At 55.1% G+C, this 25,549-nt stretch carries 10 protein-coding genes and 1 CRISPR repeat array; all 10 genes read right to left on the bottom strand.

What is annotated here, in order from left to right:
- Nucleotides 1-291 precede the first annotated feature (291 nt).
- A CRISPR array of direct repeats spans nt 292-6,433; the repeat unit is 32 nt; unit sequence GTTTCAATCCACGCACCCATGAAGGGTGCGAC.
- 182 nt (nt 6,434-6,615) lie between these two features.
- Nucleotides 6,616-7,509: a type I-C CRISPR-associated protein Cas7/Csd2 gene (cas7c, locus tag DWZ54_RS11210; protein WP_118476388.1), complete on the bottom strand. Its 894-nt coding sequence runs from the start codon at nt 7,507-7,509 to the stop codon at nt 6,616-6,618.
- Between the two features lies 1 nt (nt 7,510).
- Nucleotides 7,511-9,325 (bottom strand): type I-C CRISPR-associated protein Cas8c/Csd1, encoded by a 1,815-nt coding sequence (cas8c, locus tag DWZ54_RS11205; protein ID WP_118476386.1) that lies wholly within the window; start codon nt 9,323-9,325, stop codon nt 7,511-7,513.
- Nucleotides 9,322-9,975: a type I-C CRISPR-associated protein Cas5c gene (gene cas5c, locus DWZ54_RS11200; RefSeq protein ID WP_118476384.1), complete on the bottom strand. Its 654-nt coding sequence runs from the start codon at nt 9,973-9,975 to the stop codon at nt 9,322-9,324. Before cas5c ends, cas8c begins: the two co-directional genes overlap by 4 nt.
- Nucleotides 9,976-9,992: 17 nt before the next feature.
- Complete coding sequence (gene cas3, locus DWZ54_RS11195; RefSeq protein WP_118476382.1) at nt 9,993-12,152, bottom strand: CRISPR-associated helicase Cas3'; 2,160 nt, start codon at nt 12,150-12,152, stop codon at nt 9,993-9,995.
- A gap of 245 nt (nt 12,153-12,397) precedes the next feature.
- Complete coding sequence (locus DWZ54_RS11190; RefSeq protein WP_199663373.1) at nt 12,398-13,030, bottom strand: NAD(P)-dependent oxidoreductase; 633 nt, start codon at nt 13,028-13,030, stop codon at nt 12,398-12,400.
- Nucleotides 13,031-13,058: 28 nt separating this feature from the next.
- A complete protein-coding gene (locus DWZ54_RS11185; protein ID WP_147369921.1) occupies nt 13,059-13,574 on the bottom strand; it encodes a MoaF N-terminal domain-containing protein in 516 nt (171 codons plus the stop codon).
- 277 nt (nt 13,575-13,851) lie between these two features.
- Nucleotides 13,852-17,670, bottom strand: coding sequence for a helicase-exonuclease AddAB subunit AddA (addA, locus tag DWZ54_RS11180; protein ID WP_118476376.1), 3,819 nt, complete (start codon nt 17,668-17,670; stop codon nt 13,852-13,854).
- The gene (gene addB / locus DWZ54_RS11175; RefSeq protein WP_118476374.1) at nt 17,624-21,268 is read right to left on the bottom strand and encodes a helicase-exonuclease AddAB subunit AddB; all 3,645 of its coding nucleotides are present in this window, start codon (nt 21,266-21,268) and stop codon (nt 17,624-17,626) included. The genes addA and addB overlap by 47 nt, the downstream gene beginning before the upstream one ends.
- 62 nt (nt 21,269-21,330) lie before the next feature.
- Nucleotides 21,331-24,369, bottom strand: a complete 3,039-nt coding sequence (locus tag DWZ54_RS11170) for an SbcC/MukB-like Walker B domain-containing protein (RefSeq protein ID WP_147369920.1) — start codon at nt 24,367-24,369, stop codon at nt 21,331-21,333.
- A 14-nt stretch (nt 24,370-24,383) separates the two neighbouring features.
- Entirely contained in the window at nt 24,384-25,541 is a 1,158-nt protein-coding gene (locus tag DWZ54_RS11165) for an exonuclease SbcCD subunit D (RefSeq protein ID WP_118476370.1), read from the bottom strand.
- Nucleotides 25,542-25,549 lie beyond the last annotated feature (8 nt).

Raw genomic sequence — 25,549 nt, 5'->3', positions numbered from 1 at the left:
TTCGACCGACGCAATTTGGCGAATTTCACCCGACGCGAACACCCCTACTGTTTTATCATCCACGCATCCATGAAGAATGCAACGAAAAAGCCGAAGCTAACAACAAGGCAAAATAAATTTTCTTTTAATTTGTACGATTAAGAAGAATACAACTATTTATTATATCACATTTAAGGAAGACTTGGCCATGTTTCGAACGCTATTGAACTTTAATCGTTCAATGATGTCTGCTACAATGCGTTCCATGAAGGTGCGACACTGACCGAATTCGTCACAGGAACCCGCATAAGCATTTCAATCCACGCACCCATGAAGGGTGCGACCGAGCATCGCCTTTGCCTTCTCAATGCCCTCACGCATTTCAATCCACGCACCCATGAAGGGTGCGACATCTACAAAGCGTCTCACTACTGGATATTCTGCCACCATTTCAATCCACGCACCCATGAAGGGTGCGACTGCCTGCTCGATTTGCTGCCGTAGCATACGTGGTAATTTCAATCCACGCACCCATGAAGGGTGCGACCTCCCTACCTTCTGCCGCCATCGTCATGCTGGTCAAAATTTCAATCCACGCACCCATGAAGGGTGCGACGTGATGGCCATGAATCCCTATCTGAATCATACGGAATTTCAATCCACGCACCCATGAAGGGTGCGACCTCCAGCGATGGATGCGGAAGTAGTGTAGCGGTTCGGTTTCAATCCACGCACCCATGAAGGGTGCGACATCTTAGCGATATTGAGCGGCTGAAGGACGCCATTGTTTCAATCCACGCACCCATGAAGGGTGCGCCCCCCCCAAAAAGGACCTCGACGAGATCCGCGAGGAGTTTCAATCCACGCACCCATGAAGGGTGCGACGTGCGGATGGTACGGATGCTGACTCGGACCGTGCGGAGTTTCAATCCACGCACCCATGAAGGGTGCGACCGAAGCGCGGCGTACGCGACATCAAGTGGATGGTGTTTCAATCCACGCACCCATGAAGGGTGCGACATGATTGTAATGTTTGCCGATTGTAGGTAACCGTGTTTCAATCCACGCACCCATGAAGGGTGCGACGGCTGCCATCGTCCTGGGGGCTGTCGCAATTTACAAGTTTCAATCCACGCACCCATGAAGGGTGCGACACGCGCGGCTGAAAGTCGTGTTGCAGCATGTCTTAGTTTCAATCCACGCACCCATGAAGGGTGCGACGTCGCCAATCAGCACGATATCATCTGACATGTTGAGTTTCAATCCACGCACCCATGAAGGGTGCGACTTCCATTATCTCGTGATGGAGCGCGAACGCGACAAGTTTCAATCCACGCACCCATGAAGGGTGCGACGGGGCCGTGCGACGTAGCTACGCGCTGGACACCTTATGTTTCAATCCACGCACCCATGAAGGGTGCGACTTTCCGTCTTTCTCTGATTTCACTCCCAGCGACTGTTTCAATCCACGCACCCATGAAGGGTGCGACTTTGGCCGATATGCTGAGCACGGAGTTCGGCGAGTTTCAATCCACGCACCCATGAAGGGTGCGACTTGAAAGAAGTCCATCCGGAGATTACGCGCTGGATGTTTCAATCCACGCACCCATGAAGGGTGCGACGAGGATATCAATGATCTGTCGATTGCTTACGGCGGCGTTTCAATCCACGCACCCATGAAGGGTGCGACTAAGGTACTGACGGAATACGCTAAAGCGTTCGGTATTTCAATCCACGCACCCATGAAGGGTGCGACGAGCGGGGGCCGTCTTTTCGTCACGTGGGCCAGTGTTTCAATCCACGCACCCATGAAGGGTGCGACCGATGATCGCCGAGGCCATCCTTGACTCTCAGCCAGTTTCAATCCACGCACCCATGAAGGGTGCGACTGATATCGCAAACCGTTTGGTAAGACTACTGAATGTTTCAATCCACGCACCCATGAAGGGTGCGACGTTCAGATTTTCAAGGTAAACTATGCGGATTTTTCGTTTCAATCCACGCACCCCTGAAGGGTGCGACGAGATCACGCGCTGGATGAAGGTGGGCGAGCTCAAGTTTCAATCCACGCACCCATGAAGGGTGCGACTGAGCTGCAGGCGCTTCTCCACCTGCTTCTCGCCGTTTCAATCCACGCACCCATGAAGGGTGCGACTCCTTGGCATCGAGCTGCATCGGGTAGCGCTTGAGTTTCAATCCACGCACCCATGAAGGGTGCGACCTCGGTTTTTCTCTTCCCTGGTTCAGCCGGCCTGCGTTTCAATCCACGCACCCATGAAGGGTGCGACGTGCCTCGGCTATTTCAATGTATCATCGGCCCTGCTGTTTCAATCCACGCACCCATGAAGGGTGCGACGGCAGGCCTAGCAAGTGGGATGCTTGGCTGACTGAAGTTTCAATCCACGCACCCATGAAGGGTGCGACTTCCAGTACGCCTACACAGACCCGCTGACGCTGATGTTTCAATCCACGCACCCATGAAGGGTGCGACAAGCCCTTATAGTCTTTAAAAATACCTGTATCAAGTTTCAATCCACGCACCCATGAAGGGTGCGACGGGGAACCTTGACAGTAGTTTTTATCGCGGCGTGGAAGTTTCAATCCACGCACCCATGAAGGGTGCGACTGGTCTGATAATCTTCTGGACGCCACTTGGACGAGTTTCAATCCACGCACCCATGAAGGGTGCGACATGCTATCTGCGTATTCTTCGACCCATGTACCGGAGTTTCAATCCACGCACCCATGAAGGGTGCGACGAGTTGTTCCTCTCGGAAAAAGAACAAGATTATCTGTTTCAATCCACGCACCCATGAAGGGTGCGACTAAAAAATACGACAGCCAGCGCGGGCGGCGCGGATGTTTCAATCCACGCACCCATGAAGGGTGCGACATATTTCTCTTTCTTTTTGTCATCAGTCTGCATGGTTTCAATCCACGCACCCATGAAGGGTGCGACCTCATCGACATTGCAACCGGTGATGTCATCGAGGCAAAAGGTTTCAATCCACGCACCCATGAAGGGTGCGACCCCAGGTTCGTGATCAGCGCATCCTTCGCCCAGCGGTAGTTTCAATCCACGCACCCATGAAGGGTGCGACGGTGCGAAGGTTTCTGCCGGACTTTCGAGCGCAGGTTTCAATCCACGCACCCATGAAGGGTGCGACCCATCTTTGCAATGGCACTTGCTCTATCGAGCTTTTGTTTCAATCCACGCACCCATGAAGGGTGCGACATCCCCACTGTATACTGGTTGCTTTTGGAGGAGAGTTTCAATCCACGCACCCATGAAGGGTGCGACGTAGGCTGGCTCATTGACGGCCGAGACCTCGTAGTTTCAATCCACGCACCCATGAAGGGTGCGACTGATAAGATGGCGGCAACCATAAAGACAAACGATGTTTCAATCCACGCACCCATGAAGGGTGCGACAATAAGCAACGTAGTCAAACATCGAACCAACATAGTTTCAATCCACGCACCCATGAAGGGTGCGACTCTGTGGCCAGAATTACCGCGTCAAGCATATCTGTTGTTTCAATCCACGCACCCATGAAGGGTGTGACCTCGGCAACAGTAACGGTGACAGCGGTGTCAGAAGTTTCAATCCACGCACCCATGAAGGGTGCGACCAGGACGATGAAGATGCAGCCGACGTCATGGACGCAAGGTTTCAATCCACGCACCCATGAAGGGTGCGACATCGGCAAGCTATTGGACCAGCGCATGGACATCATGTTTCAATCCACGCACCCATGAAGGGTGCGACGTGCCGCCGCTATATTGCCTGCGACTACGGCACGAAGTTTCAATCCACGCACCCATGAAGGGTGCGACTCAACCTTAATCTGACGATCCTTGACCGCAGACAGTTTCAATCCACGCACCCATGAAGGGTGCGACAAGACAGGTTACGCTTTCTGGATAAACAATAATTCGTTTCAATCCACGCACCCATGAAGGGTGCGACCTGTCTTATTGCCAGTCAGTAGGACAAGGGAGTTGTTTCAATCCACGCACCCATGAAGGGTGCGACTACGTCCGCTGCTGCTCGTATTGCTCTTATTATTGGTTTCAATCCACGCACCCATGAAGGGTGCGACTGGCCGGATGCACCCGGCTGGGTACGTTTGCCCAAAGTTTCAATCCACGCACCCATGAAGGGTGCGACCAGCCACGGCGATCCGTACGAAGTGACCTTAACCGACGTTTCAATCCACGCACCCATGAAGGGTGCGACCAAAAAACAACGTTCTTCTGGCCAATCGCAAGGGGTTTCAATCCACGCACCCATGAAGGGTGCGACCAGCTGACGCAACGGCAACGGCTGCCAATATCGTGTTTCAATCCACGCACCCATGAAGGGTGCGACTTACCAACCATCAGGGCCAGCAATTTATGCAGTCAAGTTTCAATCCACGCACCCATGAAGGGTGCGACTTTATCGTAACCGACGGATTATACGCAGTTGGCTGTTTCAATCCACGCACCCATGAAGGGTGCGACCTGGACGTAAGCCTCACGATATTTACGGATCTTTGTTTCAATCCACGCACCCATGAAGGGTGCGACATTGCCCTTTGGGTTGTGTAACACAGTATATAATAGGTTTCAATCCACGCACCCATGAAGGGTGCGACGTACCACAGCTTAGACAGGTACAGATCAAACCGAAGTTTCAATCCACGCACCCATGAAGGGTGCGACAACGCTGTCAATCTCGTAGACTTTACCGGCGTGGAGTTTCAATCCACGCACCCATGAAGGGTGCGACTTCTTCCTCTATCTCTGGTTCCGGTATCATCAATAGTTTCAATCCACGCACCCATGAAGGGTGCGACGTTCAGCCAGCCACTCAAGGCCGTCTTGATTTGTGTTTCAATCCACGCACCCATGAAGGGTGCGACAGCAACGCCAGGCGCGATGATGGCCGTCGTTTTAAGTTTCAATCCACGCACCCATGAAGGGTGCGACAAGTGCTGAAGGCTTTTGCTGTGTGGCGGAAAAGTGTTTCAATCCACGCACCCATGAAGGGTGCGACCTATTTTATCACATCTTGAGGAGGATTTTGCAATGTTTCAATCCACGCACCCATGAAGGGTGCGACGTGTCGGTCAAGATGTATCGCGTTTTCAGCCATGTGTTTCAATCCACGCACCCATGAAGGGTGCGACTAGCATCATGCTCGGTGCTGTCTGCATCGCTGGTGGTTTCAATCCACGCACCCATGAAGGGTGCGACCGCGGCTCTTGAGGCCGGTTGTCGCGTTCGTCGCAGTTTCAATCCACGCACCCATGAAGGGTGCGACCAGGGTTTCACGCGACAATGACGTGACATCGCGGTTTCAATCCACGCACCCATGAAGGGTGCGACAACCTATCAAGCCATTGATGTGCATGTGACGATAACGTTTCAATCCACGCACCCATGAAGGGTGCGACGCCAATGATGCTGCGGCAAGCGCCGAGCTCGCACGAGTTTCAATCCACGCACCCATGAAGGGTGCGACCGTATATCGGCAAGGCGGAAGCATCGGCATTCATTGTTTCAATCCACGCACCCATGAAGGGTGCGACCTCGCCGGATTCCGTTCGACCTGTTCGGGACGAAGGTTTCAATCCACGCACCCATGAAGGGTGCGACTCAGGGAAATCTTGATTCTGAATTCTACCAAAACGTGTTTCAATCCACGCACCCATGAAGGGTGCGACTCGCGCGGATCGTCGGTGCCAGCGTCGAGCCGAACGGTTTCAATCCACGCACCCATGAAGGGTGCGACTTCACAGCGCTGGGAAAGTAACGATCAGGTTGTTGTTTCAATCCACGCACCCATGAAGGGTGCGACGCCCAAAAAACAACGTTCTTCTGGCCAATCGCAAGGGGTTTCAATCCACGCACCCATGAAGGGTGCGACTGCTGTACATCGCTGAGCCCTTCCATTTTCCCGCGCAGTTTCAATCCACGCACCCATGAAGGGTGCGACCTCTGCTGGACCGTCACCGGCTTGCCGTCATCTGCGTTTCAATCCACGCACCCATGAAGGGTGCGACCGATACAGTGATCCTCCGGAGACTGATGCCGAGACGTTTCAATCCACGCACCCATGAAGGGTGCGACGTCGCGAAGTATTAGATACATTCCGGCACTTTGACAGTTTCAATCCACGCACCCATGAAGGGTGCGACTATCCCGAAGCTCGGCGAATGGACTGTACACGCGGAGTTTCAATCCACGCACCCATGAAGGGTGCGACCGCTCCTCGCCGCAATGCTCGTATCATCGTAAGCGGGGTTTCAATCCACGCACCCATGAAGGGTGCGACCCCAAGATGCTACGCCACACACCAATCCAGACAAGTTTCAATCCACGCACCCATGAAGGGTGCGACAGATGCAGATTTCGATAAAAACGGCAACCTGTTGGTTTCAATCCACGCACCCATGAAGGGTGCGACGGCCTTCAAATTAACTCAGTCACAGACTTAATTTACGACGGTTGTATTGCGAACCTGTAAATGAAAAATCAACCGCACGAGCAAACTATCCAGCAATCATTCTCTTACCTAGGAAATCACAGTATCGCGAAGGTATCAGACATTTCATGTGTGATGCCACTTCGCGACACTATATATCCCTTTTAAATCATGCGAATACAAGTAACGCGTTCTGGCATCTTAGCTTCATCTATGGTAACATCATAATCCATATAACTTCTAGGAGCAACAACGCCTTCTTTTTTCTGAACGTGAATAGTGTCAAAGAGTTTATAGGCTGGCGCATTTCCCAATTCACTTTCATGTTTGAATACGATGAGTTCACGTACAGCCATATTGCCTCTGGCAGCGGAGCGGTCATATTCAAACATATTGATGATTGCCTTCCATAAAAGCTGCAAATCATCTTCGCTAAAGCCAGTCACCTTCCGTGCCAGATTTGCCGATACATAACCATCCACACGATATAACGCATAAGGAATGATGTATTTTCTGCCCATTTCAGTATTCTTATTTTCTGCATCTTTTTCCGTTGTAATCGCTACGCGGGTAATGGTAACTTCCTGTGTTACAATGGGGTCGATACTGCGGGCAAACCCAAGCTGAACAGGGCCGCGTACCTGTCCACAATTGAGAGCACTCTTGACAAAGGTCGTCATTACAGCACCAAAGGTACGAATATCAAAGAAATTCCGACACATAAAGTCACAGATTTTACGGTCCAGCTCCGAGTCGTCTTTCTTCATCTTCTTAACATCCGTTTTTTCATCAATGCCCACGTAGCTTAAAGCTTCGTTATCGCTACGCTGCAAAGGAACGCCTTCTTTGACATAAATACGATAACCTGGCTTATCTTCGCAAATCGTTTCGATACAATTGCGGATCTTACGTTTCAAGCATACATCTGTAACCAGTCCGTATCCCGTTTCAGGGTCTACGCGCGGCATATTGCCTGCATCGGGATCTCCATTGGGATTGCCATTCTCTACATCAAACAGGATGGTAAATTCATAACGGTTCTTAATGGGTTCTGACATCTTATTTCTCCTCCTTCTTCGCATACCGTTTCTGGGTCTGATGATAATAGCCTAAAATAAACAAGCCCTGATCATTCAAGTTCATCCGCACTGGAATAGGATGATCATTCATCTCAATTTTTCCTTCCAGATTCGTAACCATTTTCTCCAGCTTAATCTTTAATCCTTTTTTGTCATTTAATTTACGTAAATGATGGTTGGCTACTTTCAATAAAATGGGGAACACCACGCCTGGTGTCGCAGCGGCACTGTTAAAGTACCGGTCCTTGATGGTGCTGTTGATATTGGGATTTGCTTCTTCCTGAATCTGTTCCAATACGGAGAACAATCTGCCCAGCACATAGGCTGTATTCGTGCTTTCTTCATTCAATGCCACAGTTACTTCCTCTCCTTTCGAAAAATTCTTCAATAAACAAGCCTTGATAATAGCGGCTTTTTCAGCACTGATCTTGTAGATGTGCTTATCACTATCGTCCTGGTCTGCTTTGACTCTAAGCAGGACATTGCTATACAGAGCCTGTGGATAAGGAGTATCAGAAAGGATACTTCGCATCACAGCACCTGCCAGGAGCGGTGATGATGCTTTATCCTTGCTCTTTGGGTTTACAGTTGCTCCCAGCAGTTTCCATAATGGCAGATAAGCCCGATGCTGTTTAGGCGTAACAATTTCCAATCTCTCGTAATGCTTGCGCACATGGTCAATAAAATGGCCAAACGTATCCTGTAAGAAGAAGCGGACGGAAAGTCTTGCTGCGTTTGGCGCCAACCCCAGAATAAAAAAACGAGTATCTGGATAAATGGAAACGCCTTGGAAATCAAATGGCTGTCCCTTTTGTATATGAGAAAACAGGTCATCGAGTGTCTTGTCATCGATGGTATCGTCCTCTTCGAAAAAAGCACTATGAAGCAAATCCTGGTATGCCTTTTCTCCATTGGCCGCCCAATAGACGACAGTCGTATTACCAATGACTTTACAATGTTTCTCATCCGCAATCAGCTGGTTCAATGCCGTCGTATACGCGAAAGCAGCGCGTTCACTGACGGGAGCATTATAGCACTGTCCTCCAGAATGACCATACGATTCAAAAGCTTCGGCATTAAAGGATACTAATGAAGCTCCTGAGGACTGAGCTCCACGTACACCTTTAATACTGGGATGGATGCGGGCTATTGATGCTATTTTCCCTGTTACCAAACACTGCCCTTTGACAGCGTCTACAGCCGGTTGATTATAATAAGCATCCCAGACATCCTTGATGGCCGCATCATCCTGGACAAAAACACCCTCAACGGCATACATCACATTAGCTGTCAGCAGATTTGTTTCCAAGTACGGTTTCAAGATAGGATCCTCTTCCGCTGCCTCTGGATTCCAAGTCGAAAAAAACAGCTTCAAAGCATCTGCTGCCGGTGTATGGACAGCATCTAAAATATTCAAATGGTATTCCTTCATGGCTTCAAAGCAATCTACACTGCGTTTTTTATCCTTTTTCCATTTTGTCAGCGCATCGTCCGCCATATCTGCTGTTCTATTCTCTTTAGGCAGCCCCAAACAGTAAGCGGCATTGGCCCAAAGAAACTGTGGACGGATACCCGATGATTTTTTGACTCCTTCCGGCAGCATATGGATGGTAGGCACGGACACTGTCTTTTTCCCACGCATCACTTCCTTTTCCAAGGATAGAATGCCGATTACTTCGCCCTGCCGATTCAGATTCACCGCATAGGAAATCTTATATGTCCCCCACCCCGGTTTGGCAATCGCACCCTTTCGGGCCAAGATTTCATAATAATCTACCAAAGATTGTAAAATCATGAGTGCACCTCACAATCCCGTAAGTCCAAGACTCCGTTATGTAAAGTTGCTTTAAAGAACATGGGACGTATGTGCTGTAAATCGGAATAGTCCATATCATACAGCATAAAGCCTAATTCCTTATCTTCTCCATCATAGGCTGTCGGCACATGGTCAAATTCATATTCACGAAAATTAACCGGAAATTCGCGACAGCCAAAATAAGGCGTGTGATAACATTGCCCCCGCTTCAGACGACGGCGAATGATGGCCTGGAATTTCCCAGCATTATCCGAATTATTCGCATTATCAGTCATTTCAAAATGCGCTTCAATCACATAATGTACCTTGCGCAATATCATGGATGCTCGTTGCTGAATCGTTTCCTTGGTACTCAAATATAACGGCACGCCTTTTTTGGTCATAGCCTGCTTTGCCCGGCTGGCACTGGACTTTGCCTTGACTTCATTGCGCCGGATATTGGTAAATTCTATCGGACTGAGAACATAGATTTTATCGATAATCCATTTAAGTCCAGGATGCCAATAAATCGCTTCAATGATACCACGTGCTGCAGACGGCGTCATGACATCATAGCTGACGCGTTCGGTTTTCATTTCTGGTCGGGAAAACAAAGCATAATCTCCCCAAACTTCTACTCGTATTGCCATCTCACCATCTCCCTTATTTACAAAAATATGCCTGCTCCATCGTCCATATCGACAATGAGCCCTGTAGCTGAATCATATGCAGCAGAATCGCTCAACAGATACAGCTCTAAATCCAATTCGTCCAGCTTATTTGTTTCATAAAGTTTCTTGAACTGATTAGTATAGACGCTGACCATATACAAATTGGCCCTGCGAAGAAGGGAACGAGTGCGAACCCCCGCTCTCAACTGTGACAGGATCCTTTGGTTATCTACATCATCCGCAATCGGAATGAATACAGGCTTGCTATCTTCTTCTATCAACTTGAAATCATTAGCAATGCCTGCGAAATCAAGGGTTCCATCTTCCAGCCGTTTCAAGATATTTTTACGGTCCAGCTGATCGTCGCCAGTCGTGTAATGGAGCTGATCAAAGTAGGCTTTGATGCTCGCTACACTGGCTATATCATCATGATTCTTTGCCACCATCTGCGTTATTTCGATAGGACGCCGAACAAAAGCCGGAATTCGATTCATAGATTTATGCAAATCATAAATATACACAATGCTGTCTTCTGGCTGTTGTCTTCCTTCCCGATTACAACGTCCGCCAGTCTGAATGATACTGTCCAAGCCAGAAATCTCACGATAAACGACGGGAAAATCCACATCAACGCCAGCCTGGATCAAGCTGGTTGAAACAACACGGCAAGGCAGTCTATCTTTAAGGCGTTGACGTATAACAGCTAAAACATGACGTCGATGAGCCGGATACATAAACGTCGACAAATGATAGCATCCGTCACCCTCCATCATCCGATACAACTCCCTGGCATCCTTCTTGGAATTGGTGACACACAGAACCTGTTTCTGGCTGTTCAGCTGTTCCGCCAATGACTCCAATGAGTCTATATCGGTAAATTGATAGGTGACGCGCCGGAAAAATTCATACAAGTTCTGTACATCCGGGCAAATTTCCCGCACATGCAGCCCTTTACCAATTTGAGAAAAATACGCTTCCAGGCTCGGCTGTGTGGCTGTACACAGTACGGCCGTACAGCGATAATTGGCCACCAATTCGCCAATACTCCGGATACAGGGCCGCAGATAGGGCTCTGGAAGCATCTGCGCCTCATCAAAAATGAGAACACTGTTGGCGATATTATGCACCTTGCGACAGCGGCTGGTCTTGGCAGCGAATAAGGATTCAAAAAACTGCACATTTGTCGTCACGATGACTGGTGCATCCCAATTTTCCGTCGCCAGTTTCTTGCGGTTCAAACTGCCATCTTCCTGTTCGTCATCGTAATCGACATTCATATGATGTTCGATGATGTTATCATTGCCCAGAATATTACGAAAAACATCGGCAGTCTGCTCAATGATAGATGTATAGGGAATGACATAGATAATCCGCTGTTTCTTGTATTTTATAGCGTGTTGCAAAGCAAAGGCCAATGATGACAAGGTCTTGCCACCTCCGGTCGGAACCGTGAGGCTGAACATCCCCGGTTCCCACTCCGCTGCAGCCAAACATTGCTGATAAATCTCCTGCCTTTTCTCATTGATAGGCGTAGTCGGGTTGCCAAATTTCGCATAGTACGAAAAAAATCGTGTATGAAGTTCCTGCATGGATGCAAAACCGCCACGCTGAACCCTGCCATCATTCACAAAGCGTTCCGTATCCAGAAAATCGGCATCAACCAAGCAGGAAAAAAGCATACGGTTAAAGAAAGAGAAATAAAACTGATCTTTTGAATATGAAAAATTCGGTATCTTGCAAATTGATACTGGTTCAGGGATTTCTTGTCTGTATGCCGAATAATCGAGTTTTCCTTTTAATTCTTTTTTCAGCCGTCCCTTGAACGTACCATCATCAGCCTTCGATAGATTCGTTCCCAAATCCAGGAGTCCGCTATGATGGCTGGCAATACAGAGTGATAGTGGAACATTCTTTATTTGCCTCATCAATAAGGCGCCTGCTGTAGAATGATCGACACGCGGTCCGTCATTGAGGATTCGCTGCTGAAAAGCCGCACTGTATTTCCCTACGTCATGAAACAGCCCAGCTGTCTTCCCCCACTCTGCTGCATCAAAAACGCTGGCAAAACGTTCAGCCAGCTGACTTGTTCCTTGCAGATGATCGATCAACAACTGCTTCCGCCCATCCTCTGCAGTATGTCCCCAATATGTCGTCATTTCTTGCTCCTTTCTTTTTATTGTTTATTTTCTTTTAATCTAATTATATATTGTTTGCTTAGGTAAGTCAATATATTGTTTTTGTAATATTGATTAGTAAAGTAAATCAGTAGTATCATATAGACAACAAAGACGGTTCATCGATTCCATGGAGTCGACAAACCGTCTTTTGTGGGAAAATTTTATGTACGTTATTCAAGGGCTAAGCATATCAGTCGGCCGGGGGCTGTGTTTGATGCGGGGAATCAGGCGCGGACAACGGAGATGCGCTGCTGGATGTGTGCGTTCTTCTCAATCTCGTCGACCATCGCGATGGCATAGTCGGCATACGAGATGACGGACTCATTCTTGCCGTTGAGCGTGAACTCCTCGCCAGCAAGGATGTACTTGCCCGTGCGCTCACCGTCGGCCTGGAAGTCGGCTGCCGGACTGATGTAGGTCCATTTGACATCGTTGCGCTCGCGAAGCTCAGCGAGTGCCTTGCCCATCGCCGTAGCGAGCGGCTTGAAGGCATCCGGGAAATCCGGCGTATCGAAAAGCTGGACTTTGTGTTCCGGGTCGACGTAGAGGGAACCGGCGCCGCCGACGATCAGCAGGCGCGTATCCGTCCCCGAGAGGATGTCAGCAAGGTGCTGTGTCGTCGTGGAATGGAGCGGCAGCGTCTCTTTTTTCCAGGCGCCAAACGCATCGACAACGGCATCGAAACCGGCGAGGTCTTCCTTCGTGAGGTCGAGGATGTCCTTCTGGCGGTAATCCTTCGCCTGCGTGTCATTCTCTGCATGGCGGCCGAATGCGACAACTTCATGGCCGCGGCTCAGTGCCTCGGCGATGACTTTCTTGGCCACACGGCCGTTTGCTGCTGCAACCGCAACTTTCATGATGATTTCTCCTTACTGGTATAGATGCTTACTTGTTGGCCTCGTGGATGGTAAAGGTGCCGCGATGGAAGATTGAGGCACGGTTGCCGCGTTCGCCTTCCTTGTTCCAGGTCATGTAGGCAAAGACCTTGTGGGTCTTGAAGTTGATGACCTGCGAGATGACGACACCCTTCTGCTCAATCCAGTTGACCTGATAGACGTCCTTGCCGACTTCGGCAACCTCATACTCCTCGTTATCAGACGGCGCGAGGGAGAGACCGGTCGTCGGCGTCCATCTCAGCACGCCGACTTCCGGATAGTCGATGTTGAACTTGAAGCCGCTATCATAGCTCACAGATATGGTCTTGCCCTCAACATGCTTGAAGAAGGCCTGCTTCTCCTTTTCAGCCGTAGCAGCCGTGGCAATCTTGCTCTTTTCCGCCGCTTCCTGTGCCGCTGCTACCTGTTCTGCCGTCGGCACGACAGACTTCGCACTCGTATCTGCTGCCGAGCAAATGCTGGCAAAAGAAAGCGCAGCGAGCATGGTGATAAGTACTTTTTTCATTTTCATTGGAGCCCCTCCTATCAAATATAAACCATATATTACATACCAATATAATAAGCAATATGTGAAAACGCTACAAGTACGATTTTTCTCTTGCGTTAGTATAAAGTACTTGCGTATTGGCGTGGTATCGTCATCAAAAAAACGAGGTCAAGCCTTCCGCTAAAAAGACGGCTCGTCGATTCCCTGGAGTCGACAAACCGTCTTTTATGGTAAATTTTATATAAGGCGAGCTGTCTTCAGCACAGCAGATGACGTTTTTCTTTGTCAATCCTGTTCAAAGACGGACTTCGGTGCCATCATGCAGGAGATACAGGATGCTTTCCTTGACCGGACGTCCGAGAATCTCCTCCACGGCCTCGCGGTAAAGTTCCACCTGTCTGGCATATCGCTCCCGCACGCGCGCAGGACGCGTATCATGATCGGTCTTGTAGTCCAGCAGCACGAGCCTGCCGTCATCTTCCTCAAACAGCACATCGATGACACCCTGGATGAAGATGGATTCTTCTTCCTCCGAAGCATTCGGATTGACCTCGCGGACCGGCAGCAGGCGGCTGAATGGCAGTTCGCGCCAGAGACGCACGGCCCGGCGCATACGCCTGCCGAGCTCTGAGCCGCAGAACGCTGACAATCTGCCGCAGTCAACGGACGCTCCGCAGCCTGCGGGGATATACCCCTGCTCCTCCATCTCCATGACCTGCCGGCGGACACCGGCTGCGCCAACATCGCCACGGAGGTCAATATGCTGCAGAACCGTGTGGAACAGGGTACCTCGTTCTGTGGCCGAGAGCTCCGTCGTGCGCTGCAAGAAGCTTGGGCGCCGCCATGCCGTCTCTTCCGGCCGCACGAGGGGGCGCCCCGGCAGGGGATCGTCCTCGCGTGCCATGGACGCAAAGCGCTCCTTGATCTCCGAAACCGTCATCTTGGCCGTGATGTGTTCAAGCTGCGGCCACGGATACTGCCAGTTCAGGCGCGTTTCCACCCATGCCCGCTGCTCCGACGGCGGCAGCGGCTCATCCCGCTGCACGGCCAGCAGGATGGGATCATCCTCCTGCGTTTCTTCTTCATGCGGTTGAACATCAGACGATGACAGGATCTGCACGGCGAAATGCGCATCCGGCTCGAGTGTGAGCAAGGTTCCCCAGTCGCAGCCGGCAGCCTTGCGCAGCGGCTCGCCATCTTTGTGGCGGGCAATGGCCGGCGCCACCCAGTCGAGATAACTGTTTGCACGCCGGATCATCACGGCCGGCAGAGCCGTATCCGTTTCCGCCAGGCTCTGGCACCAGGCCTGTGCTTTCTTCTGCCACTGCGCCGCTGCCACTGTTCCCGTCAGGATCAGCCGTTCGCGCGCACGCGTCATGGCGACGTAGAGCACGCGCATTTCCTCGGCCTTGCTTTCCGCCACGAGACGGGCCGCCACAGCCTCAGCCGGAACCGTATCGTACATCTGACGTCCTGCCGCTGAGCGCGAGACGACGCGCGGACCGATGCCGAGTTCCTTGTGGAACAGGAACGCGCCCTGCGTGTCCCGCAGGTTGAAGCCTTTCGCGACGTCGGCGAGAAACACCACGGGAAACTCAAGGCCCTTGCTCTTGTGGATGCTCATGATGCGCACGACATCCTCACTGGCACCAAGCGTGCGGGCTACGGAAAGATCGGTATCGCGCTTGCGCAGGTCCTCGATGAAGCGCAGGAAACGGAAGAGGCCGCGGTAGTTCGTCTTTTCGTAATCGGCCGCCCGGTCGGCCAGCATGCGCAGATTGGCCTGACGCAGTAGGCCGCCTTTGAGTCCGCCGACGTATTCGTAATACCCCGTATCGCGGTAGAGCTTCCAGATGAGTTCCGGCACGCTGTGGCTGACGGCGTAGTTGCGCCAGCCATCTAGCCTTGCGCAGAACGTGGCTGCCCGGTCGGCCAGTGCCTCCGGCAGCTCGGTTTCCAGAGAATGGCTTTTGAGCAATGCCCCGTAAAGATCTTCCTCCGGCACGGACATGCGCAGGCGCGCGAGTTCCTCCATCGAGAATCCTCCCAGCGGAGAGACGAGGACGGCGGCCAACGGGATTTCCTGGCGGGAATTGTCGATGACCTGCAGCAGTGCCAGCACGAGGCGCACCTCATTGGCCTCGAAGTAGCCGCCGTCGACATCGGCGTAAGCCGGGATGCTGTTCTGGCGCAGATTTTCCAGCAGCACGTTGGCCTTGCCCTTGACGGCGCGCAGCAAGATGGCGATATCGCGATAGGCAAGCGGACGATAGCCGCCGGCATCCTTGTCAAAGACGAGCGGTGCTTCCTCCATGAGCGATGCAATGCGGTCCGCGATATGCTGCGCCTCAAGGGCAAAGCCTGAAAGCTCTTCGCCTCCATCCCGACCTTCCGTATCCGCCGGCGTCTCCTCCGCCGTCTGGCGCAGGATGATGTCAAGCTCCATGGGGCCCGCCAGGCTGTGTTCCTCCGCAGGATACTGCGCCCCCGGATAAAGGCGGCTCTTCTCATCGTATTCGATTTCCATGGCTTCGCGCGTCATGACCTGGTCGAAGATGAAATTGATGGGTGCCAGCACCTCCGCCCGGCTGCGGAAATTCTGCTTCATCGTGATGAGCTGGTTGACATCATCGGGCTGCGGCTTTTCAGGATACGCGTCATATTTTGCCTGGAACAGGTACGGGTCAGCCAGACGAAACCGGTAGATGCTCTGCTTGACATCACCGACCGTAAAGCGGTTGTCCTCGCGGGCAATGAGGTTCAGAATGGCCTCCTGCACGCTGTTGGTGTCCTGGTACTCATCGACCATGATGACAGCGTATTTTTCCCGCAGGGCGCAGGCGGCGTCCGTGCGCAATTCCTCGCCCCCGGGCCCGGAAAAATCTGCAGCCCCGGCCTGCTGCAGCTTCACGGGGTCCGCACAGAGGATGGCCAGGGCAAAATGCTCAAGGTCATTGAAATCCAGCACATTGCGCTCTTTCTTGGCAGCCTGGAACGCCGTGATGAAATCGAGCGTCAGATTGACATAGCGGCGTACGGTCGCGCCGCATTCCTCGATGCGCGCGAGGATTTCCGCCTCACTTTCACCGAAATAACGGTCGCGGGCGTCGGTAAAGATTTTCTTGGCCGCGTCGCGCTGCTTCTCGAAGGCCTGCCGAATCTCGGGGAATTGCTCTTTGAGTTCATTGTATTTCTTGCCGCGCAGCGCGGGAAACTTGACGCCTGCCGCCATATTTCCGAGTGCATCGAAGCCGCCCGGTTCCCTTGCCTGACAGGCGCTTTTCAGCATGCCCTCCACGTCCTCGAGCTGCTCGATGCACTGCTGCAGGAGGTCGACATAGGGCTGCCAGGCCCTGGCAATATCACTCTCTTCCCCCGCATGGACGAGGAAGCACGTTTCCTCGAAGGCCTGGATGGCACGCGCGAGTTCCTGCCCGAAGGCCGTGACGATGGTATCCGTCCAGGGCGTCTGCCAGATGTCACTGCCGCTCTGCGCATAGCGTTCCTTCTGCTCGCGCAGCCACGAGGCGGGGTACGGCTGGCTCTGGCAGAATTCGTAAAGCTTCAGCACGGCCTCACAGACCTTCTCGTCACCATGATCATCGCCGTAATCGTCGGCAAAGGCGAGGAAATCCTGCCAGGCGGTACGGTCTTCTTCCTGCTCCGGCATCTTGTATTCCTGCTCCAGCAGGTCTTCAAGGACATCCCGCTTCATCAGCGTCATCTCCTGATCGCTCGCCAGGCGAAACTGCGGGTCCACGTCGATGGCTTCGATGTTCTGGCGGATGACGCGCTGACAGAAGGCATGGAAGGTGCAGATAGACGCGCCGGAAAGCAGGACCTGCTGGCGTTCGAGCCAGGCGGCCGCCTCGCGGCTTTCCGCTTCCTGCAAAGCTTTGCCGAGAGCCTTATCGATGCGCTCGCGCATCTCGGCTGCGGCAGCATTCGTGAAGGTCACGACCAGCATCTCATCGACACTGCATTCATGTGCGAGGAGCTGCGAGATGATGCGGTCGACGAGCACGCGCGTCTTGCCGGAGCCCGCAGCTGCCGCCACGAGAATATTCTTATGCCTGGTCTTGATTGCCTTTTCCTGGTCCTGCGTATATTGCATCAGGTGTCCGTCCTTTCTCTGTACAAGCTGCCATTTTTTCTTCGAGCACTTCATCGGCCTCCTTGTCGATGTCGCGATAGGAAAAGCCGTCAATCTCCGGATCAAAGCCGCAGACATCGTGATACGGGCAGAACGCACAGGCATTCTGCTCCTTCTTGTCCCGGATGCGGTAGGGACTGATGCGGATGTCGCCGGACAAAATGGCATCGCCCGTATCGCGCAGCAGATAGTCGACATACGACAGCATGAGGGCAAATTCCTCAGGCTTGCGGATATAGCCGTACTTCCTGCTGTTGGCATCGAAATCCATGACGGGGTTGCCGTCTGCATCCTTGACGACCTTGTTCTTCTCATCGCGCACCTGGCTCAGACCCGGCTTGATGAACTGGAACGATGGATCGATGGCCCGTGCGACGTCGAGGTCAGCCAGTACCCAGCCCGGCATGCGCAGCTCAGCGTTGACGCGCTTCTCAAGTTCCTGTTCCGTATACTTCTTCTTCGCAATCATCAGGGGATTCTGCAGGAAGGAATAGAGGATGCCCGCGGGCATGCGTTCCTCGCCCTGCTGGCGCAGGAGTTCCTGACCGACCATGAGGTAGACAAGCAGCTGCAGCCGCAGTCCGTAGTAGACCTCAAAGAGATTAATGGCCACCTGCCCGGTCTTGTAATCGAGGATCAGGAAATACGGTGCCTGCGTGTGCAGATCGAGCCGGTCAATCTGCCCCTTGAACGAAAGCGCATAGCCGTCCGCAAGCGGCAGCGGCTTCAGATGCACGCGGTCCTCGCGGTGACCGAACGCTTCTTCAAAGAAGGCCGGCTGGAATTCGGAAACGGCCGCCCAGGCCGATAAATGATGGACGGCCTGCTGGGCCGTGCGCGTGATGCGCTGCTTTAAATGGCGGTAATTGTCCCGGCTCAGCAGGATCTCGCTCTGCAGGCGCGGCGCCAGCGCATTGACGAGCTCCTCGCAGATCCTGCGGCTCTCTTCTTCGGGGACATCCTGCCAGCGGCTTGCATACTGTTCCTTGACGACCGTGCCGTATTCCTTGAGCACGGCATGCAGCAGCTGCCCGAGGTCCATGGAGCGGAACTGGTATTCCCGCCGTTCCTGGAGCTTCAGGCCGTAGGCGGCAAAATGCGCAAACGGGCACTGGCGGAATTTCTCGAACTGCGTCACACTGCCACGCAGGATATGCCCCTTGGCATAGATCTGGCGCGCAAGTTCCTCAGGGATCTTCCCCTCACCCGCATGCGCAAAGAGCCCGGAGAGCGCAAGATTGAGCGGCTGCGCGAAGGCGGGCTGCTGCCGCGCCCAGTTGTAGACATCACGCCAGAGGCCGGCCATCACGCCGCGTTCCTTCTCGCCGCGCAGGGCGTTTGCCAGGCCCGCCAGTGCCGGCCGCGGGGCTGAGAGCAAAAGATCGTCGTCACGCCGCAGCGTTTCCAGCGGAATGGAGAGGAAGCGCGCTTCAGGGAAGCGTTCCCGCAGGGCCGTAAAGATTGGCGATGGCTCAAGGCCATTGCCTTCGGCATCAGCCATCGGATACGAGAGCCATACGTATGCACGCGCCTCGCAAAAGCCGCGATAGAGCAGGAATTTCTCGCCAAAGCTGCGCTCCTGCCCGCCGCGTGAAATCGTATGGCGCTGCTCACCGGGAAGCGTTGCCAAAAGTTCGGCGATGTGAAGACGGTCGGCATCGGAAAAGAGGCCCTGCTCGCGCACGCGTCGCGGCATGGTATCGGCATCGGCACCGAGGATGTAGAGGCCGCTCATGTTGTCGAGGCTGTTCTGATCAAAGGGAGCCAGCGTCACATAGTCGAGTCCTGGCGGAATCAGCGAGATCTGCAGGGCATCGAGACCGTCACTCAGCACGTTCTCATAATCGCTGAGACTCATCGCCTCATCCCCGCTCGTCTCGACGAGCTGATCAAAGAGGGCCATGCTGTCCTCCCAGAGCTGACGATGCTCGGCCGCATCAGCCAGGCGGCCCTCCTGTTCGGCCCGCTCCGCCCACTCCTGCAGGCGCGCGGGCACATCGAGCGCCACGAGGAAATGGTAAAGCGCCGTCGTGATGCCGCGCACATCCTGCGCGGCGCGGACCTCCTGCTCGAAGGTGACGAGAACTGCGACCGCCTGGCGCCGCAGCGCATCGATGAGCGTCAGCGTCGCGGCCGTCTCATCATCGGCGGTCTCCCCGTCGTCGAGCGTGTAGCGGCGATGCCAGTTCCACGCCTCCGGCTGCTGCCAGCGCCTGCGCCCGCGGATGCCGAACTCGAGCACGTAATTCTCGAGGCGGTCGATGTCCTCGCGCACCGGCGGGAAGAACCCCGTGCGCAGGCACCGGAAGACCGTCTCATAGCGCCAGTCCTTCGTCACGACCTCGAGTGCCGAGCGCATGAGTTCGGCCAGCGGATGATGGATGATCGGGCGCTTCGCATCCTGATAGAACGGGATGCCGTAATCCGCAAAGACGAGACGCACGAGATCATCGTATGCGTCGTCGTCGCGCACGAGCACGCCGATGTCACGGTAGCGCCAGCCCTCATCGCGCACGAGTCGCAGGATATCGGCCGCCGCATTCTCGACTTCCAGGCGGCGGTTGGCCGCCTGCACGAGGCAGAGAGCCGTACCGTCATCCGTCTGTGCTGGATGCTCCATCTTTCCCGGCCGGAAAAACTCGCGCTCCATCGTGCCGAGCAGGCTGCCCGCAGCATAGCGGTGCGGCGCATCGAGCAGCCGGACGGGCACGCCGGGAATGCCGAGCTCCTCACGGGCCAGCTGGCACAAATCAAGCCAGGTCCGGTAAGAACGCTGGAAGAGGCCTGCCTCTCTCGTATTATCCGGCAAATCGAGCCGGATGCATTCCCCTTCGCGGCGTCCGGCCATCGGCAGGGTCACATGGACCTTGTCGGCTGCCAGCAGCAGTGATTTGACGACCTCGCGCTCCTGCGGATTGAAGAAGATGAAGCCATCGAGCCAGACCTCCGCCCCACGCATGAAAGAAGCCTGCGGCAAAGAGGCCGCAAGCTTTTCCATCATATCCTCGGCATCGTTGGCCTTGCCTGCCATGGCCGCATCAAATTCATCGGTCAGGATGGACATCTCTTCGAGCTTGCCGGCAAGACGGCCGTTGCCAGGCGCCAGCTGCGCGGCGGTTTCACGCAGCGTATCCGTATCGAGACGGTAGCTCTTGAATTCCTGGATGGCCTCCGACAGGCTTTGCGTGAAGCCGCGCTGCCGTACGGCCCGCGCAAAGACCGTGAGGTCCTTCTCGCGCTGATGATGCACGAGGATCTTGCGCAAGAGCAGACGCCTGCCGACTTCGCTGATGCGCGGAACCGTGAGTTCCCCCGTTTCCAGCAGGACATGGCGGGCAAAGCGGCGGAAGCCGAACACATATGCCCGGAAAAAGCCGTGCCCCTTCCCCGCGCGTGCGGCGAGTGCACGCTCCATCTTAAACGTCATATGCTCGGGGACGAGCAGGATGAGCGGCGGGCCCATCGGATTTTCCCGCAGGCGCCGCTCCATGGCGGAGAGGCAGGCTTCCGTCTTGCCCGTGCCGGCCCGGCCGATGATACAATCGAGTGTTGCTGTCATACGTTTTCAAACCACCTTTTCACAAACGGTCCCTGAGGACACCAGGCTGCGCCCTCTCCGGCTCATTCTTTCGCGGCACCGAGCACAAAGCGCGCCGTGCTGCCGCCGCTTCTCGTCTTCGTCACCTCGAGCCTTGCGGGGATGCGGCTGCGCAGTTCCTCCACATGCGAGATGATGCCGATGAGACGGCCGCTCTTCTGGAGCTCGAACAAGGCTTTCAGCGCGACGTCGAGCGTATCCTCGTCCAGCGTGCCGAACCCCTCGTCGATGAACATCGTATCAAGGCGCGTGCCGCCCGCATAGGCCTGCACGACATCGGCAAGGCCCAGGGCCAGGGCCAGCGAAGCCAGGAAGGATTCGCCGCCTGACAGCGTCGCCACGGGCCTCGCATATCCCGAATAATGGTCGAACACCTCCATGTCGAGGCCGCCCTGCTTGTTGCCGCTCAGGCGCTCGCCGGCGTGAAGCTCGTACTGGCCGCGGCTCATAATCAGCAGACGTTCATTGGCCATCGCCATGACATCGTCCAGGAGCGAATGGAGCACGTACGTCTGGAAGGATATGCGCGAGCCCGTCTTGCCGCTCGCGAGTTCCGACAGACTCGTGATGCAGCGATAGGAATCCATAAGCGCCGTGCTCTTTTCCGCAAGATTGGCAAGCTCCTGCGCGCGTTTTGCAAAGGATTTCCCGACGAGCTCTGCTTTGCCGTGACGGGCAAAAATGTCCTGCCAGGCTTGTTCAGCCTGGCGATAAGCCTGTTCCAGCACAGTGACCTGCGGGCGCTCTTGTCCTGCGATAGCCGACTGACTGCGCTGCCGCGCATCCCTGGCCGCATGCAGGTCCTTGTCATGCTGCTCGAGTCCGGCTTTCACCGTCTGGCGGTAGGCGGCATCCTGCCAGGGGCCGGCAAGCGCCGCCTCGTATGCCTCCACGGAGGCAAAGGAAGCCTCCTGAAGCCGGCTCATGAATGCATGTGCCGCCGCTTCGGCTTCCACTGCTGCCTGCTGGTATTCCTGATGCGCGTTCTTCCAGTCCGCGCGCAGTCCTTCATGCGCAAGTGCCGTCTGCTGCGCGCGCATCTGGATTTTTTTTGCCAGGGCCTCGGCTTGTCCCACTGCCTCTTCTTCCTGCACAAGCTGCTGCCGCAGCACGGCAGGATCGGCATCTGCCGGCACCTGCGCCTCTTTGTCTGTCACGCGCGCCCTGGCGGCTGCCTCGGCGGCTGCTGCGTCCTGACAGGCTTTCTCGCTATCCGCCTGCTTTTGCTGCCATTCTGACTGCTGCTTTCTCCCCTGCGCAAGCGCTTCATTCAGCTCCAGCTGGCGCTGTGAAGCCTTTTCGGCCGCCTGCAGGCGCACGGTTGCCGCGGCAAGGTCATGCATGAGCTGCTGCTTGTCGCGCGCTGCCGGCAGCGCATCGAGCTTGGCCTGACAGGCAGCCAGCTGTGAAGCCGCCTGCTGTTCTTCCCGCTGCCGTGCCTCGCGGCAGGCCTCCAGCCCCTGCCAAGCTTCTTCCTGCTGCTGCAGCATGTCGTCGGTCACGACTTCTTCAATCTGCCTGGCCAGCTGCGGATGATGCAGCGAACCGCAGACCGGACAGGGCTCGCCATCAGCCAGGTTCTCAGCAAGGAGCGCGGCCCTTGCCTCGTGCAGAAGCTCGCGCAGATGGCGCAGTTTTTCTGCTGCCTTTGCGCTCCGCTCTTGGGCTTCCTGACTCGCTGCACGCTTCTTCGCATGCTTGTCAGCTGCCTCGCTCAGATGATGCTCGGCCAGCGCGCGAAGTTCCTGTTCCCGCTGCGCCTGCTGCAGATTCTGCACGAGCAGGCCGGCGGCTTCCCCGTCGGCGGCCGCCGTTGCAGTCTCCTTCAATTGTGCCTGCAGCGCATCGAGCTGCTTCTGCAAAGCCTCACCCTGACGCTGGAGCTCCCGACGTTCATGCTCCGCTTTCGCGAAAGCCGCATGTGCCGCCTTCAGCTGCTGCCGGTCCGCCCGGAGGCCTTCTGCCACCTGCAGTTCCCGCCGCTTCATGACGAGCGCCTCACGACGAGCCTCGCGCTGCGGCTGCTCTGCCTCCGACTGCTTCCGGTCTTTTTCCGCTGCTTCCATCTCCTGCTTGGCCTGACGCCCCTGTGCGGTGAGTTTCTCCAGCAGCTGCTGGCGCTGCCGGGCCTTCTGCGCCGCCTGCCGCGCCTGACGGCAGACATCCTGCAGCGCCGCTGCGCGCTCGGCAAGCGTCAGACGCGCCAGCTGCTCATAATCCCCTGCCGCAGCCCGTTCGGCGCGCACCAGTTCCTGCCCGGCGCGCGCATCCTCCAGGAAAAGAGCCTCCAATTGTCGGCCATGCTCAAGCTCTTTGGCCGTTTTCTCCTTTTCAGCCGCCTTCAGGGACAGGAGGCCCGCAAGCTCCGCCACTTCCTTTGCCTGCGCCTGCTGCCGCTCGGCGAAGGCCGCTTCGTCGCTGACGCCGAACTCCTGCAGGTAGAGCTCGCGCTGCTGAAGGATCGCCTCATAATCGCGGTTGACGCCGGAAGCCCTGGCCTTGAGCTTCTCTTCCAATTTCTGGTAGATGTCCGTGTTGAACAGCACGCGCATGATTTCCTTGCGTGCGCTCGTATCGGCCATGAGGAAACGGCGGAATTCGCCCTGCGGCAGCAGCACGACCTGACGGAATTCCTTGCACTCAAAGCCCAGTAGACTGACGATCTTTGCGCGGACCTCTCCCTCCTTCTTCCAGTTCTGCTCTTCCCCATCGTCCTTGAGGCGCGTCAAGAGGACGCCGGCTGCCTGGCGCACGAGCCGCTCCCCGCGCTTGGCCTTGCGCTCATATTCAGGATTGCGGCGGATGCGCCAGCGCATGCCGCGCACGACGAAGGTCAATTCGACATACGTATCCTGTTCGGGACGTGCCTCCCGGTTGCGCAGCATGCGCGAGGTCCGCCCCTCCGTTGCAGCCTCACCGTACAGGGCATAGCAGATGGCATCGAAAATGCTCGTCTTGCCCGCTCCCGTCACGCCGTGTATGAGGAAAAACGGCTGCGAGGCAAGGATGCGGAAGTCCAGCACCAGTTCCCTGCGATATGGTCCGAATGCACATAATTTCAAGATTTCCGGCCGCATCAGCGTTCCCTCTCTTCCTGATAGATTTCCTGCAGGCAGGATGTCACGAGCGCGCGCTGTTCGGGCGCAATCGCAGTCCCTGTCATATCTTCGTAATACTGAGCAAAGAGGTCGCCCTCCGTCATCTTCAGGACCTGCTGTCCCTGCTGCTGGCGCATCGTCCCCTCACGCTGCAGTTCCGGATAGCAGATGTGCATGAGATTCGGATAGATGGCCTTGAGCTTGTTGAAGACGTCGAGGATGATGCCCGTATCGAGCAGTTCGACCTCCATATAATCATCGGAAGCCGGATACTGCTCGCGCTGATCCCGTATCGCGGCAAACGTCCCGCGGATACGCCGCACATCATGGCGCGGGGTCAGCGGCAAGAACGTGTGCTTCGCCCTTCCTGCTGCATCGATCTCCACGCTCAGCACGCCTTTCTGCTGCTCCGCTTCATCAAAGGAGTATTTCATGAGCGAGCCGCTGTAGCGGATGATATCGGCACCGGCGCGCTGCGGATTGTGCAGATGGCCAAGCGCCGTATAGCAGAACGGACGGAAAAGTGCGGAGCTGACGCTTGAAGAGCCGCCGACCGAAAGCGGACGCTCCGATTCCGAGGACAGGCCGCCCGCAAGAAAGGCATGCGCGACCGCCACGCTGCGCACCCCCTTCGGGAGTGCCGCCACGCCCGCCGCAATGGCCACCTCATGCGCCGTCTCAAAATCAAGGCCGTTCTCAGCCTCTTCGGGAAAAGCCGCCCGGACCGTCTGCGGGTCCATGTAGGGATAAAGCGCAAAGGCCAGCGGGCCGTATTCATCCTCGAGGACAACCGGTGTCAGCGGTCGGCGCAGGCGCCCTCTTGCAAAAATCCCCGCGTCCTGCATGAGGCGGCTCGCGAAATCCAGCCGTCCCTCGCTGTCATGATTGCCCGCCACAAACAGGACCTTGACCTGCCGCTCTTTCATCCTGGCCAGGAATTCGTCAAAGAGTTCCACGGCCTCGACGGGCGGCACGCCGCGGTCGTAGATGTCACCGGCAATCACCACTGCCTCAGCCTTTTCCTCCGCGATGAGCGGCAGAAGCTGATGCTCGATGAGATCGGCCTGGTCCTCTGTCAGATGCATCCCGTGGAAATACCGGCCGAGATGCCAGTCAGCTGTATGGATAAAACGCATGCTCTCTT

The sequence above is a fragment of the Mitsuokella sp. AF33-22 genome, assembly GCF_003475755.1.
Taxonomy (GTDB): Bacteria; Bacillota; Negativicutes; order Selenomonadales; family Selenomonadaceae; genus Mitsuokella.
Note: the sequence above shows the minus strand (reverse complement) of the source record. Positions and strands in the feature narration are given on the sequence as shown.

Bases quoted from the DNA above. Each gene is read 5' to 3' on its own strand.
- cas7c (WP_118476388.1), bottom strand. From the start codon at position 7,509: ATGTCAGAACCCATTAAGAACCGTTATGAATTTACCATCCTGTTTGAT.
- cas8c (WP_118476386.1), bottom strand. From the start codon at position 9,325: ATGATTTTACAATCTTTGGTAGATTATTATGAAATCTTGGCCCGAAAG.
- cas5c (WP_118476384.1), bottom strand. From the start codon at position 9,975: ATGGCAATACGAGTAGAAGTTTGGGGAGATTATGCTTTGTTTTCCCGA.
- cas3 (WP_118476382.1), bottom strand. From the start codon at position 12,152: ATGACGACATATTGGGGACATACTGCAGAGGATGGGCGGAAGCAGTTG.
- DWZ54_RS11190 (WP_199663373.1), bottom strand. From the start codon at position 13,030: ATGAAAGTTGCGGTTGCAGCAGCAAACGGCCGTGTGGCCAAGAAAGTC.
- DWZ54_RS11185 (WP_147369921.1), bottom strand. From the start codon at position 13,574: ATGAAAAAAGTACTTATCACCATGCTCGCTGCGCTTTCTTTTGCCAGC.
- addA (WP_118476376.1), bottom strand. From the start codon at position 17,670: ATGCAATATACGCAGGACCAGGAAAAGGCAATCAAGACCAGGCATAAG.
- addB (WP_118476374.1), bottom strand. From the start codon at position 21,268: ATGACAGCAACACTCGATTGTATCATCGGCCGGGCCGGCACGGGCAAG.
- DWZ54_RS11165 (WP_118476370.1), bottom strand. From the start codon at position 25,541: ATGCGTTTTATCCATACAGCTGACTGGCATCTCGGCCGGTATTTCCAC.